The sequence below is a fragment of the Emticicia oligotrophica DSM 17448 genome, assembly GCF_000263195.1.
GTDB lineage: Bacteria > Bacteroidota > Bacteroidia > Cytophagales > Spirosomataceae > Emticicia > Emticicia oligotrophica.
In genome coordinates this window covers 1,105,027-1,118,770 of the sequence record NC_018748.1, presented here as the reverse complement: position 1 = coordinate 1,118,770, position 13,744 = coordinate 1,105,027, and the positions used below count along the sequence as shown (strand labels likewise).

The window sequence follows — 13,744 nt, the reverse complement described above, 5'->3', positions numbered from 1 at the left end:
AATTTTGAAAATGTTGTTTGAGACAAATGGTAGAGACAGGGCATTGCCCTGTCTCTACGTTGCGATAAATGAAATTTGCCATTGAGATTTTTTCTCAAAACTCTGGCAAATAAATAATCTCTCCACCTTTCATAGCCGACTCGTGGGCTAAAATACCTACCGATGTCCAGTTGGCAGATTGTACTGCATTCGGGAATGGGTCACGGTCTTCGATGAGTGCCGAAATAAATTCATGAGCTAAATGTGGGTGCGAGCCACCGTGTCCACCACCTTGTGCAAAACTCAGGTGTGTGTTTTCATCGTGGTCATAGACACCTTTTCCTGTAAAAGATTGAATCTCTTTTGGAAGTAAGTGAGCGTAATCAGGCGTTTCTACTTTCTCTGGTATCTCAGGCTCTGGTTTTTTAGCAGTGTGAATAACGTTTGGCTCGTTTTCTATCAAAGCCCACTCGAAAGACTTTTTCGAGCCGTAAACCTCGAAACTCTCACGGTATTGGCGTGCCACATCAAACAACGAGCGATAAACGTAAGCACTTAAATCACTGTTTTTGAATTTTATATGTGCGGATTCAACAGCAAACGGTGAATTGTGTATTTTAATCAAATCTTCAGAAATCGTTCCCGAACCAAAACATGAAACGTATTCGGCCTCTAATCTCAATAAACCTGCCACAGGCCCAACGCAGTGCGTAGCGTAGTGCATTGGCGGTAAACCTGGCCAATAATCTGGCCAGCCTTCCATGTCTTGTTGGTGCGATGCCTTCAAGAATTGTACTTTCCCAAGCTCGCCTTTTTCGTATAATTCTTTCACAAACAAAAATTCACGGGCATAAACCACAGTTTCCATCATCATGTATTTTTTGCCAGTTTCTCGGCAAGCATTCACAATAGCTTTGCAATCTTCCACCGAAGTTGCCATCGGAACTGTACATGCTACGTGTTTTCCTGCATAAAGAGCCTTCAAAGTTTGTTCGGCGTGGTTCGGAATTGGCGAATTGATATGTACAGCATCAATGTTTGGGTCTTTTAATAATTCATCATAGTCAGAATAGCGAACATCAACCCCAAAAGTATCACCGATTGCATTGAGTTTTTCAACGTTTCTTTGGCAAATGGCGTACATATTTGCGTTTGGATGACGCTGATAAATGGGAATAAATTCTGCTCCGAAGCCAAGTCCAACGATGGCAATGTTTATTTGTTTCGACATAGTATTTATAGGTGAGATTTTAAAAAGGATAGACTATCTTTCATTAATTGTTCTTCTGAGTCAAACATTTTTCGCCAAATATTGGCTGCTGGCAGTTTCATGCTGAATGCTTCAATGCTCAACATTCCATCATAGTTGATTGATTGTAAAGCGGCTAAGATTTCTGAGAAATCAATACGACCTTTACCAAGTGTGCTACGGTCGTTTTCAGAAAGCTGCACATGAACCAAATGTTTGGCCAATTTCTTAATGGCCTCAGTCATTGATTTTTCTTCGATATTGGCATGAAAAGTATCAAACATTATCTTGCAAGCAGGGTGATTGATTTCTTCAACCAATGCCAAAAGCTCATCAGATGAGGATACTAAGTAGCTTTCAAAACGATTGAGGTATTCAAGGCCAAGCGTAATGCCCATGCTGTCGGCGTATTCGGCTAAATCCCAGAGATTTTCTTTTGCCCAAAGCAATTCTTGTTTGGTTGGTGGCACACCCGTAAAGGCACCCAAAGCTGAATGAAAAGGCCCCGTAAGTAAATCAGAACCTAAAATCATGGCACAATCAATGGCACGTTTGTTTCGCTCCAAAGTTGCTTTACGCATTTCGGCATCAGCACTTATTTGATTGAAATCTGGTCCGTTTATCGTTACTGCGATGCGTTTCAGTCCCAATTCATCCAATTTCGCTCTCCAAGAATACCATTTTTCTGGATTTGTATCGAAAATAGGAATTTCTACTCCATCGAAACCAATTTCTTTGATTTGTTCTAAGACAGGAAAAAGGTCTTCATTAATCTCTGTTCCCCATAAAAGGAGATTCATTCCGTAGGTCATATTATCTCTTACCCCCGAAAGGGAACATTTTTAGTTGAAAATAATAGTACAAATTTATCATTGGAAAATTATATTAAATATGCTTGCTTTTACTAATTTTGACTGTATTTTGATATTTATCATTGTTTATTTTGATATTTATGCAAAAAAAGTGTTTGTGGTGTAAATAGTAATAATTCTGCTGAATGTGGTCTCTCAATAATTCCGTTTTCTATGAAACTTTTGAAAAAAACACTCGGAAGTCAAGTTTATTCATTTGAGGTACAAGAATTGCGTGAATCACATTTTGATTCAAGTTGGCATTTTCATCCTCATTATCAGTTATTTACAGTTTTTGAAGGAACAGGAACTCGCTTCATCGGTGATGATATTCAGTATTTTGAGGCAGGCGACACCGTTTTTTTGGGGCCAAATGTGCCGCATCTTTGGCGAAGTGATAAGGCTTATTTTGAGCCAAATTCGGGTCTGCAAACGCACGGAATTGTGGTCTATTTTACCGAAGATTTTTTGGGAAATGACTTCTTCAATAAATCGGAAATGCATCGAATTAAGCAACTCTTAGAGCATGGACAACGAGGAATGGATATTGTAGGAGAGATGCGTATAAAAGTGCGAGAAGGCTTGCAAGAGCTGATGAAACTCGAAGGTTTTGAACGAGTATTGAAATTACTAACAATGCTGCATCAACTCTCATTATCTGTTGATTATCAGTTTATTACTAGTTTAGGCTATGTAAATATGTATAAAGTTTCAGAAACCGAGCGAATGCAAAAAGTGTATGATTATGTTATGAAGCATTTCAAAGAAGAAGTTCGCCTAAGCGAATTGGCTTCATTGGTAAGCATGAGCGATGCTGCTTTTTGTAGGTATTTTAAGAGTAGAACTAACAAATCATTTTTCGATTTTATTGCTGAAATTCGGATTGGGCATGCTTGTAAGTTGCTTCACGAAGGGACACTCAATGTTACACAGGTGGCTTATGAAAGTGGCTATAATACCATTTCGAATTTCAATCGGCAATTTAAGTCAATTGTGGGTAAATCGCCTTTAGTTTATCAAAAAGAATATCGTAGAGATTAGATAAAAGCGGTGTTCACTTATTTTACGTTTTTGGAAATTTGCAAAATTTTATTCTAAAATATTTTTTTAATATTTATGAATTGAAAAATAATTTTTTGAAACACTTTGAAGATATATTTTTTTCTTCTTAATATTGTATTCGATTTCAACCCTTACCATTTTAACTCAACAAAACGTTTCAATTTAACTTATGAAACAAGCCCTCGTAGCGGTGCTTTGTTGTGCCTTCATCAATTTGAAGGCACAAATCACACCCTTAAATCTGATTCCGCAGCCAGTTGAAGTGCAACAAAGTGCAGGAAGTTTCGCTCTTACAAACAAAACAACGATTTCTTATAACAAAGCTGAGGCTAAAGTAGCTACTGACATGTTGATTCAGAGAATCAATACGGCTACTGGATTGATGCTAAAAGCACAGGAAGGTAAAACGGGTATGATTCAGTTAAATTTGAATGCTAATACCCAATTAGGTAAAGAAGGTTATACGATTGAAGTTACTCCTAAAACAGTGCTTGTAAGTGCTAATGAAGCAGCTGGGTTGTTTTATGGCATGCAAACGGTATTACAACTTTTACCAAAAGAAATCGAGAGTAAATCGGTTATAAAAGCTAATTGGACGATTCCAGCAGTAAAAATTACAGATTATCCTCGTTTCGCGTGGCGTGGAATCATGCTTGATGTGAGTCGTAATTTCTTCACAAAAGAAGAAGTCAAAAAGTATATCGATAACATTGCACGTTTCAAATATAATACTTTTCACTGGCACTTGACAGATGACGAAGGCTGGAGAATTGAAATCAAATCTTTGCCGAAACTAACGGAAGTAGGGGCATGGCGAGTAGCTCGTGCGGGCCATTTTGGCGACCGTGACGCTCCAAAACCTGGTGAAAAAGCAACCGTAGGAGGTTATTATACGCAAGAAGATATTAAAGAAGTTGTAAAATATGCTCAAGAGCGTAATGTGACGATTGTCCCTGAAATTGATGTGCCAGGCCATAGTATGGCGGCAATTGCTGCTTATCCTGAACTCAGCACAACCAAAAATCCTAATACATTTGTAAATCCAGGAGCGAATATAGCCGATTGGTACGGTAATGGAACTTTCAAGTTGCGTTATGAAAATGCTTTGAATCCATCAGATGAAAAAGTATATGAGTTTTTGGATAAAGTAATGACAGAAGTAGCCGCACTTTTCCCTAATCAGTATATTCATGTTGGTGGCGATGAGTGTTATAAAGGTTTCTGGGCAGCAGATGCTGGTTGTCAGGCATTGATGAAAAAATTGGGCATTCGCCACGTAGAAGATCTGCAAGGGTATTTTATGAATCGTTTGGAGAAAATTTTAGAAGCAAAAGGTAAAAAACTCATCGGTTGGGATGAAATCTTAGAAGGTGGAATTTCGCCAAATGCTACTGTAATGAGTTGGAGAGGAGTGAAGGGGGGAATTGAGGCCGCTCATCTCGGCCATGAAGTTGTAATGACACCAACAACCTTTGCTTATCTAGATTATAACCAAGGTGACAATAGTGTTGACCCACCGATTTATGCTGGCTTACGTGTGAGTAAATCGTATAGTTTTGAGCCAGTACCTGATGGTGTTGATGCCAAATATATTTTAGGTGGACAGGGAAATCTTTGGAGCGAACAGTTACCAACAGCACGCTACGCGGATTATATGACTTACCCACGTGCTTGGGCGTTATCGGAAGTTTATTGGTCACAGAAATCAGCTAAAAATTGGGATAATTTCAGTAAACGTATGGAGGCTCATTTTGAGCGTGCCGATGTGGCAGAAATTAATTATTCTAAAGCGGCTTATGATGCTATCATTACGGCAAAGATGAAAGACAATAAATTGGTGGTTGAATTAGGAAGCGAAATAGCTGACCTAGACATCTATTATTCGATTGACGATTCAATGCCAGACAAATATTCTTCTAAATACACACAACCAATTGAAATGCCAGATGGTCCAATCACACTTCGTGTAATTACTTATCGTGCAGGAAAGCCAATTGGTCATTTAATTACTTTAAAGCGAGCTGAATTAGAACGCAGAGCTGGAAAGTAATTACATCATTATCAGGGAGGCACGGATTTTAAGATTATCACTGAGAATATGCTCTGTGTTAATTCGTGAAATCTGTGCCTCTGTGATTGAAGACCTTCATAAAATCACTTACTAAATAACTAATTAATTTTCCTGTTAAAATAGAAGTCTGACCAGTAGCTAATTGCGTTGCACCTTCACAAATATGTAAATAAGCTACATTAGCTAAAGTAGAAGTTTGATGAATGTATTGACGTGCTTGCGTAGCCGAAATACCGCAAGGAGTCATGGCACTTGTGAGTACATTTTCTATACAATCAAGGTCGAGTTCAATACCTGTTGGCTTGCTTTTTGTAAATTCGATGGCTTGTAAAATTGCTTCTTTGAAAGTCATTTTTTCACGCAAAAAAATATCTTCCCAAAAACAAAACTGAATGGAAGGATTCTGCGAAATTTCATCAATAATGACTTGTGAATTATAGTTTTCGTGAAGCCCGATGATGGAATATTTCTGCAAAAATCCTTCGTTAAAAGCATACCGAAAACCATTGCCGCTGTGTCGGCCTTCTTTTACTCTAAAATCACTGTGTGCATCTAAATTTATGGCATTGATGGCTTGTTTTTTTGCGATGCCTACACCTTTGATAATCGGGTAAGCATTGTTGTGTCCGCCGCCAATAATGACCGGAGTTTTACCAAAATTTATAATTTCTAAAATAGCTTTAACTACTTCATTATCAATTATTTCAATGCTTTCTGAACTGATTTTTAAATCGTCAAAAGAAAGACACCCATAGATGCCAATTTCATTACCCGAAAGCACTTTTGTACTTTGAATATTCAGAAAAGCATTTAAGAAACTAATCCAAGCTGTGTGTGTGCCACCTATGCCTCGATTTACTTGTACACCAATATCTTCTGTAATGCCAAGAAGAACAAATTCTACCTCATTAGCCTGCCAATTCAGTTTAATTCTTTCGCCCAATTTAGTCTCACCTGCACGGGTTTTTATTATTGAGACTAAATCGTTTTGTTGATATGTTTTAAGATTATTATTTTTCATGTTATATCTGTTACACGCACAGCGTGCCACGAGATTAGGTTTTAGTGTCACAATAACACAGATAAAATTTCTACTGAAATCTCCCTTTAATCATAACTTTATCAATCAAATTTTCACCGAAAGAATAGGGTAGATAGGCCAGAGATGAAATTGGTTTTGTAAAAATCAAATTAGCTAATTTTCCTTTCGTGACACTGCCAACTTGCTCGGCTACTTCCATTGCATAAGCTCCATTGATTGTTGCAGCATTAATGGCTTCTTCGGGCAACATTTTCATCTGAATACAACTCAGGGCAATCAAAAAAGGTATATTTCCACTTGGTGAAGAACCAGGATTAAAATCACTTGCTAAGGCTAGAGCAATATTGGCACCAAGCATTTGTCGAGCAGGTGGATATTGCATTCGCAAGAAAAAAGCTGCCGATGGTAGAAGTGTGCCAATGGTCTTAGAATTGGCTAAACAATCTATTTCTGTTTGACTTATAGTTTCCAGATGGTCAACTGTAATTGCTTGGTGTTTTACGCCCACTTGTACACCGCCAGAAAGGTTTAGTTGATTGGCATGGATTTTAGGTTTTAGCCCATATTTATAGCCTGCTTCTAAAATTTGTTCGGTTTCAGCTACTGAAAAGAAACCTTCTTCGCAGAAAACATCTATATAATCAGCCAGTTTTTCAGAAGCGACAATTGGTAGCATTTCATCAATAATTTGCCGAATGTATCCTTGATGATTTTCCTTAAAGCTTTGAGGATAAGTATGTGCCGCTAAGAAAGTAGATTTTATTAGTAATGGCGATTTTTCTTTGATTTGTTGAATCACACGCAACATTTTTAGCTCACCCGATACACTCAACCCATAGCCACTTTTGATTTCGATGGCTCCTGTACCGAGATTTTTTATTGCTTCCAAGCGTTGCCAAGCTTGCTCCAACAACTCGCTTTCAGAGGTTTCGGCAATTCGGGTTGCTGAGTTTAAAATTCCACCGCCCTTTTTAGCAATTTCGGCATAGCTTACACCTTTAATTTTATCAATAAATTCATTTTCTCGACTTCCTGCATAAACAATATGTGTGTGTGAATCGCACCATGTGGGTAATACGAAAGCCCCTTTTGCATCATAAATTTCATCCGTTTCGTTGCTCAAATCCAATGCTTGCATCAAACCATAATTCACAATTTCCTCTCCCTCGATTTTCAAAAAGGCATTTTCGAGCAGTGGCAAATCAGCCATTTCCGCACCTCGTAGCAAGTGAGTTTTTTCTCTGACCCCAATGAGTTGTTTTATGTTGATGATTAGCATTTTTGTGTCTTTTAATTTTAGTAGAGACAAAGCATGCCTTGTCTCTACAGCAATAAAAATTTGGGACAATTTTAATTGCAAAAATTGATTGTAAACAAAGAATTATGAAAGTCTTTCCTTCAAATCTAAACGATTTTTTCGAGCTACATCTTTAGCAATATCATAGCCCGCATCTGCATGGCGAATAACACCCATTGCGGGGTCATTATGTAAAACTCTTTTGAGTCTTTTTTCTGCATCAGAAGTGCCATCAGCGACGATAACCATTCCCGCATGAATGGAGTAACCCATTCCCACGCCGCCACCATGATGCAGCGAAACCCAACTTGCACCACCCGCGGTATTGATGAGTGAGTTGAGCACTGGCCAGTCGGCAACGGCATCAGAGCCATCGAGCATGGCTTCTGTTTCTCGGTTTGGCGAAGCTACTGAACCTGTATCAAGGTGGTCGCGACCGATGACGATTGGTGCTTTAACTTTACCAGTTCGTACTAATTCATTGAATGCTAATCCTGCTTTTTCTCTTTCTCCTTGGCCAAGCCAGCAAATTCTAGCAGGTAATCCTTGGAAAGCGATTCGTTCTTGAGCCATCGTTATCCATCGTTTCAATGATTCATTTTCTGGGAAAAGCGAAAGAATGAGTTCATCCGTTACTTTTATATCTTCGGGGTCGCCTGAGAGTGCTGCCCAACGAAAAGGCCCTTTTCCTTCACAGAAAAGTGGACGAATATAGGCAGGTACAAAACCCGGAAAATCGAAAGCATTTTTTAGTCCTTGTTCGTAGGCACGTCCACGCAAATTATTGCCATAATCGAAAGTGATTGCTCCTTTTTGCTGCAATTCGAGCATCAACTCTACGTGCAAACGCATCGAACGATTGGCCATTTCAAGGTATTGAGCTGGATTTGTTTCACGCAATACACTGGCTTGTTCTTGCGAAATTTCATGCGGGAAATAGCCAATAATTGGGTCGTGAGCCGAGGTTTGGTCGGTTAAAATATCGGGTACTAAATTCCGTTCGATGCAACGCTGGAGCAAATGAATAATATTACATTTTACGCCAATAGAAATAGCTTCACCATTGTTTTTTGCCTCAATAGCACGGTCGATGGCCTCATCGATATCGGTAAAATAAATATCCAAATAGCGAGTTTCTATACGTTTTAAAATTCGCCATTCTTCTACTTCAGCTACTAAACATACACCATCATTCATCGTAACGGCCAAAGGTTGAGCTCCGCCCATTCCGCCCAAACCTGCGGTGATTGAAAGTGTATTTTTTAGTGTGTTGTTGAAATGTTTTTTTCCAATGGCCGAAAAAGTTTCGTAAGTACCTTGTACGATGCCTTGTGAACCAATGTAAATCCATGAGCCAGCGGTCATTTGGCCGTACATCATTAATCCTTTTTGCTCAAGTTCGCTGAAATGCTCCCAAGTAGCCCATTTCGGAACGAGCTGAGAATTTGAAATCAAAACTCTTGGGGCATCTTTGTGCGTAGGTAAAATTCCCACGGGTTTGCCCGACTGAATAAGCAAGGTTTCATCTTCTTCTAAAGCCCTTAAAGCCTTGATTATCAGATCTAATGATTCGATATTTCGAGCAGCTTTTCCACGGCCACCATAAACAATTAAGTCTTCTGGGCGTTCTGCCACTTCGGGGTCAAGGTTGTTGAGCAACATTCTTAATGCTGCTTCTTGAATCCAGCCTTTGCAAGTGAGCGTGTTGCCAGTTGGTGTTTTATATTTTTTGAAATCGTAGGTTTTTTCGATGGTTTGCATACATGTAATAGATAAAAATAATTAATAGTATTTACATCCCCCTGCCCCCTTCAAAGGGGGAATTTTATTCTCGCTTAATAATTTCCCCTTTGAAGGGGGCAGGGGGATGTCTTATTTAGATAAAATCAAATTTTAATTTCTTTCAAAAACTCCACCGCCAGTTTCATGTCATTGTGTAGTACTCTGTCGGCTTCGTTGAAAGGTACTTTTCTGCGAAAATCTTCATAAAATTGCTCTATGAAAGCAGAGCTTCTGAGCGGTCGTCGGTAAGCCAACGCTTGGGTTGCAGTAAGTAATTCTATCGCCAAAATTCGTTCTACATTGTTGAGTACTCGTAAACATTTGGTGGCGGCATTAGCACCCATACTCACGTGGTCTTCTTGCCCATTTGACGAAACAATCGAGTCGATACTTGCGGGGGTGCAAAGTTGTTTGTTTTCGCTTACGATTCCTGCGGCAGTATATTGAGGAATCATCAAGCCTGAATTTAATCCCGAGTTTTTGACTAAAAAAAGTGGCAAACCTCGTTGTCCCGAAAGTAATTGATAGGTGCGTCGTTCGGAAATACTACCAATTTCAGCCATCGAAATAGCCATTAAATCGAAAGCAATGGCAAGAGGTTGTCCATGAAAATTTCCTCCCGAAAGAATCAAATCATCATCAGGGAAAATATTCGGATTATCGGTCACTGCATTGATTTCCTGCAAGAAAGTTTTCTCTATAAATTCCATCGAATCTTTACTTGCTCCGTGTACTTGTGGAATACAACGGAATGAGTAAGGGTCTTGTACTTGGTTTTTAGTTTGTTGAGCTATTGAACTATCTGATAGATAGTTGAGTATAGTTTTTGCCGTGGAAACTTGTCCGTTATGTGGTCGAATCGAATGGATTTTTGGGTGAAATGGCTGTAACGAACAATCAAAAGCATCAATGGAAATAGCCGAAATTAAATCGGCTAATTTTAATAACTTCTGTGCTTTTAAAACCCCATGAATACCGAAGGCCGTCATGAATTGTGTGCCATTGATTAAAGCAATCCCTTCTTTGCTTTGTAGTTCGATTGGCTGCCAACCAAAATCTGATAATACTTTCTGAGCGGGTAGCTTTCTCCCTTTAAAATATACTTCTCCTAAACCAATGAGTGGCAATGCCAAATGTGAAAGTGGAGAGAGGTCGCCCGAGGCTCCGAGTGACCCTTGACTATAAATAACAGGCGTAATATCGTAGTTATAAAAATCAATTAATCGTTGAACGGTTTGTTCTTGTACACCCGAATGACCGTAGGCAAGCGACTGGATTTTCAAGAAAAGCATCCATTTAACAATTTCTTTTGGTACTTCATCGCCCATACCGCAAGCGTGCGACTGCAGCAGATTATATTGCAGTTGGGCAATTTGTGTTTTATCAATCGCTACATTTTGTAGAAACCCAAATCCAGTATTGATGCCATAAAAAAGGCTATCACTTTGCTGAATTTTTTTGTCGAGAAAGTGTCGACAATGGTTGATTCGTTGGCGTGCATTTTCCGAAAGTATAAGGTCTTGGCTGTGTGTGGAAATTTCTTGTAAAGTATGAATGTCAAGCCAATCAGAATCGATTTGGTGCGATATTTTGTCGATGATAGTTGTTAGCATAAACGAGCTTTATTTTTCAACAAAATTCGAGCTTCTAATTAATAATAAAAAATAGTATTTTTGTTTATAATTAATCATAAATAGTGATTAATTGAAGTTTTTACATCCCCCTTAACCCATTCTTATCGGACCGCCGATGCTAGGGGAATTATTGTTCTCGTTGAATAACTCCTTCTTTGAAGGGGGCAGGGGGATGTCATTTTAACTAATAAAAACATTTTAATTCCATCTACTTACATGGTATTTTAATGAAAGTATTTAGCTTTATGGCTTCGTTTTACACAACCAATAAATTGAATTAAAACCTAATAAATGACAAGAACAGCTAAGAATATCAATAAAAAGCCCGATGTAGTGTTGATTGGAGCAGGAATTATGAGTGCCACACTCGGAATTATGCTCAAAGAGTTTCAGCCAGACCTCACAATTGAGGTTTTTGAACGATTAGATTTTGTGGCTGGTGAAAGTTCGGATGCGTGGAATAATGCAGGAACTGGGCATTCGGCACTTTGTGAATTAAACTACACGCCTGAGCTCGAAGATGGTACGATTGATTGCAAAAAAGCGATTGCTATTGATGAATCATTTGAATGTTCTCGTCAATTTTGGGCTTTTTTAGTAGAGAAAGGCATTGTTAAATCACCTGAAAGCTTTATTCGAAGCATTCCGCACATGAGTTTTGTTTGGGGCGAAGAAAGTGTAGAATATCTTAGAAAACGCCACGCTGCACTCACAAAATATCATCCATTTAAGAGTATGCAATATTCAGAAAATCATGCACAACTGAAAGAATGGATGCCAATTGTGATGGAAGACCGTGACCCCAATCAGCATGTAGCCGCTACTAAAATGGATATTGGTACGGATGTGAATTTTGGAGCATTGACTCGGGCCTTGCTCGACTATTTAGATGGGTTGAATGGTGTTAATATTCATTTACACCACGAAGTAGAAGATATTGAACGAGAAGATGATGAGAAAAAATGGACGATTGAAGTAAAAAATTTAGATACCGATGAAGAAACGGAGATAAAAGCCAAATTTGTGTTTATCGGAGCGGGTGGAGGCTCATTGCATTTGCTCGAAAAGGCCGATATTCCCGAAGGAAAAGGCTTTGGTGGCTTTCCTGTGAGCGGACAATGGTTGAAATGTATTAATCCAGAGATTATTCAACGTCATCATGCCAAAGTATATGGCAAGGCTTCGGTAGGAGCTCCACCGATGTCGGTTCCGCACCTCGACTCTCGTATGATTGATGGCGAAAAAGCTTTACTTTTTGGGCCTTATGCTGGTTTTTCGACAAAATTCTTGAAAAATGGGTCGTATTTCGATTTGCCGACTTCCATCAAGTGGTCGAATCTGATTCCGATGATTTCGGCAGGTTTAGATAATATTCCGCTAACCAAATATTTGATTCACGAAGTGATGCAGTCGGAGGAGGCAAAATTAGAGGCTCTTCGAAATTTTATGCCAACTGCCCAAATGGAAGACTGGGAATTGGAGATTGCCGGACAACGGGTGCAGGTAATCAAGCAAGACGATGCACACGGTGGTGTTTTGGAATTTGGCACAGAAATAGTAAGTGCTGCCGATGGCTCATTGGCTGCTTTGTTGGGGGCTTCGCCAGGAGCTTCAACCTCGGTTTCGATTATGCTTAATGTCATTAAGAAGTGTTTTCCAGCACAAATGCAATCAGATGAATGGCAAAAGAAAGTCAAAGAAATGATTCCTTCATACGGCCAACCATTGGTTGAGAATCCTGCCTTGTGTGATGAAATAAGAGCATGGACAAGTAAGGTTTTAAAATTGAATGCGTAATTGAAAAATGGAACTCCGACAACTCCGTTATTTTTTGATGCTTGCCCAAGAATTGCACTTCAAGCGTGCAGCTGATAAACTATTTATTGTTCAACCAGCACTTACGAAACAAATCCAAGATTTAGAGGCCGAATTGGGTGTTTGTTTGTTTGAACGCAACAAACGAAATGTGAAACTTTCAGTGGCAGGCGAATTTTTCAAACAAGAAATAACGCAGTTGTTTGAGCATTTAGAAAAGTCTAAAAATGAAGTAAAGCAAGTTGAATCAGGGCAAAAGGGTGAGTTGAAAATTGGCTATGTAGGTTCGTGTATTCACACTTTTTTGCCCGATTTACTTGGAAAACTACACGGTAAATACCCCGAAATTCATACGTATTTATCAGAAATGACCTCGGCTTTGCAGTTATTGGCTGTTCAAAAAGGCGAACTCGACATTGCTTTCTTGAGAAATCCTCCTCCCAATAAGCGTTTTCAACAACGCATTGTTTTTCAAGAAAACTTTGCTTTGGTTTTGCCAAAAAATCATTGGCTTGATTCATCGAATTTTCAATCCATCTCACAAGTTGCCAACGAAAAATTTATTCTTCCCACTAAAACTGATGGCGAAATTTACCATAACCTTCAATGGAGTATTTGTGAAGATGCTGGTTTTACACCGCAAATTTCGCATGAAACCGTACACGGTTATACTACCTTGAAATTGGTAGAAAATAATTTGGGTATTTCGCTCATTCCGATTTCGTTTGAACGAGTAACCAACGCTGCCATTAAATTTATTGAACTACGAGATATTCCTCAAAAAGCAGAAATTACTGCCCTGTGGAATTCTCAAAATCCGAATCCAAGTTTGAGGCGATTTTTGGAGGTTGTATAGGAAGAATATTTTCATTGCCGTCTGCTTTAGCTGACGGAAAATAAAATAAATTCGAACCATAGCTCAAATCTAATAATGCCTACGAAAGAGGAAAAATTTTATAAAT

10 protein-coding genes are annotated in these 13,744 nt (G+C 38.9%); 4 read left to right on the top strand and 6 right to left on the bottom strand.

The window, feature by feature from the left end:
- Positions 1-94: 94 nt before the first annotated feature.
- Both EMTOL_RS04730 and EMTOL_RS04725 read right to left on the bottom strand, forming a co-directional pair.
- The gene (locus tag EMTOL_RS04730) at positions 95-1,210 is read right to left on the bottom strand and encodes a Gfo/Idh/MocA family protein (protein WP_015028134.1); all 1,116 of its coding nucleotides are present in this window, start codon (positions 1,208-1,210) and stop codon (positions 95-97) included.
- Between the two features lie 5 nt (positions 1,211-1,215).
- On the bottom strand, positions 1,216-2,028 hold the full coding sequence (locus tag EMTOL_RS04725) for a sugar phosphate isomerase/epimerase family protein (RefSeq protein WP_015028133.1): 813 nt from the start codon (positions 2,026-2,028) through the stop codon (positions 1,216-1,218).
- A 225-nt stretch (positions 2,029-2,253) separates the two neighbouring features.
- Here EMTOL_RS04725 and EMTOL_RS04720 point away from each other — a divergent pair, with 225 nt between their 5' ends.
- Together EMTOL_RS04720 and EMTOL_RS04715 are read left to right on the top strand one after the other, a co-directional pair.
- Positions 2,254-3,120: an AraC family transcriptional regulator gene (locus EMTOL_RS04720; protein ID WP_015028132.1), complete on the top strand. Its 867-nt coding sequence runs from the start codon at positions 2,254-2,256 to the stop codon at positions 3,118-3,120.
- A gap of 190 nt (positions 3,121-3,310) precedes the next feature.
- Entirely contained in the window at positions 3,311-5,191 is a 1,881-nt protein-coding gene (locus EMTOL_RS04715) for a beta-N-acetylhexosaminidase (protein ID WP_015028131.1), read from the top strand.
- Between the two features lie 58 nt (positions 5,192-5,249).
- Here the strand turns inward: EMTOL_RS04715 and EMTOL_RS04710 are convergent, their stop codons facing one another.
- The 4 genes from EMTOL_RS04710 to hutH form a co-directional block, all read right to left on the bottom strand.
- The gene (locus tag EMTOL_RS04710; protein ID WP_015028130.1) at positions 5,250-6,233 is read right to left on the bottom strand and encodes a formimidoylglutamase; all 984 of its coding nucleotides are present in this window, start codon (positions 6,231-6,233) and stop codon (positions 5,250-5,252) included.
- A 70-nt stretch (positions 6,234-6,303) separates the two neighbouring features.
- Complete coding sequence (hutI, locus tag EMTOL_RS04705) at positions 6,304-7,533, bottom strand: imidazolonepropionase (protein ID WP_015028129.1); 1,230 nt, start codon at positions 7,531-7,533, stop codon at positions 6,304-6,306.
- Positions 7,534-7,635: 102 nt separating this feature from the next.
- Positions 7,636-9,312, bottom strand: a complete 1,677-nt coding sequence (hutU, locus tag EMTOL_RS04700) for a urocanate hydratase (RefSeq protein WP_015028128.1) — start codon at positions 9,310-9,312, stop codon at positions 7,636-7,638.
- Positions 9,313-9,437: 125 nt separating this feature from the next.
- Positions 9,438-10,946 carry a histidine ammonia-lyase gene (gene hutH, locus EMTOL_RS04695; RefSeq protein WP_015028127.1) on the bottom strand — a complete coding sequence of 503 codons (1,509 nt, stop codon included), beginning with the start codon at positions 10,944-10,946 and terminating at the stop codon, positions 9,438-9,440.
- A 312-nt stretch (positions 10,947-11,258) separates the two neighbouring features.
- Here hutH and EMTOL_RS04690 point away from each other — a divergent pair, with 312 nt between their 5' ends.
- Together EMTOL_RS04690 and EMTOL_RS04685 are read left to right on the top strand one after the other, a co-directional pair.
- Positions 11,259-12,764, top strand: a complete 1,506-nt coding sequence (locus EMTOL_RS04690) for a malate:quinone oxidoreductase (RefSeq protein WP_015028126.1) — start codon at positions 11,259-11,261, stop codon at positions 12,762-12,764.
- Between the two features lie 7 nt (positions 12,765-12,771).
- On the top strand, positions 12,772-13,638 hold the full coding sequence (locus tag EMTOL_RS04685; RefSeq protein WP_015028125.1) for a LysR substrate-binding domain-containing protein: 867 nt from the start codon (positions 12,772-12,774) through the stop codon (positions 13,636-13,638).
- The last annotated feature ends 106 nt before the right edge of the window (positions 13,639-13,744 follow it).

Bases quoted from the DNA above. Each gene is read 5' to 3' on its own strand.
- EMTOL_RS04730 (WP_015028134.1), bottom strand. From the start codon at position 1,210: ATGTCGAAACAAATAAACATTGCCATCGTTGGACTTGGCTTCGGAGCA.
- EMTOL_RS04725 (WP_015028133.1), bottom strand. From the start codon at position 2,028: ATGAATCTCCTTTTATGGGGAACAGAGATTAATGAAGACCTTTTTCCT.
- EMTOL_RS04720 (WP_015028132.1), top strand. From the start codon at position 2,254: ATGAAACTTTTGAAAAAAACACTCGGAAGTCAAGTTTATTCATTTGAG.
- EMTOL_RS04715 (WP_015028131.1), top strand. From the start codon at position 3,311: ATGAAACAAGCCCTCGTAGCGGTGCTTTGTTGTGCCTTCATCAATTTG.
- EMTOL_RS04710 (WP_015028130.1), bottom strand. From the start codon at position 6,233: ATGAAAAATAATAATCTTAAAACATATCAACAAAACGATTTAGTCTCA.
- hutI (WP_015028129.1), bottom strand. From the start codon at position 7,533: ATGCTAATCATCAACATAAAACAACTCATTGGGGTCAGAGAAAAAACT.
- hutU (WP_015028128.1), bottom strand. From the start codon at position 9,312: ATGCAAACCATCGAAAAAACCTACGATTTCAAAAAATATAAAACACCA.
- hutH (WP_015028127.1), bottom strand. From the start codon at position 10,946: ATGCTAACAACTATCATCGACAAAATATCGCACCAAATCGATTCTGAT.
- EMTOL_RS04690 (WP_015028126.1), top strand. From the start codon at position 11,259: ATGACAAGAACAGCTAAGAATATCAATAAAAAGCCCGATGTAGTGTTG.
- EMTOL_RS04685 (WP_015028125.1), top strand. From the start codon at position 12,772: ATGGAACTCCGACAACTCCGTTATTTTTTGATGCTTGCCCAAGAATTG.